The organism is Alkalihalophilus lindianensis, from assembly GCF_032843265.1.
Taxonomy (GTDB): Bacteria; Bacillota; Bacilli; order Bacillales; family Bacillaceae_D; genus Alkalihalophilus; species Alkalihalophilus lindianensis.
In genome coordinates this window covers 1-256 of record NZ_JAWJBA010000643.1, presented here as the reverse complement: position 1 = coordinate 256, position 256 = coordinate 1, and the positions used below count along the sequence as shown (strand labels likewise).

Genomic DNA, 256 nt, shown 5'->3' with positions numbered 1-256 from the left:
CCATGCTGGGTTTGAACTACAAAGAGTTTAGCGTGAGCGCACAAACCCTGCTGAATAACGTGACCTTTGGTAACCAAGGTGATACGTATTTCTTAGCCACCTATGCACCTGCATTGCCAGCCGGTTTCACTGGTAAAGTTCAGCTTGCTGCTTACTACTATGGCGATGATGACGAATTCACTGGCCCAACCACCACTGATTTTGCATTCCGTCATGCGACGCTGGGTCTAAGCCATCCGTTGGGCGCTACGGGTGC

At 50.8% G+C, this 256-nt stretch carries 1 protein-coding gene; it reads left to right on the top strand.

Annotation, left to right across the window (positions count from 1 at the left end; all coding sequences use genetic code 11):
• A partial coding sequence (locus RYX56_RS23730; protein ID WP_317124304.1) for a hypothetical protein occupies positions 1-256 on the top strand: 256 nt, incomplete at both ends.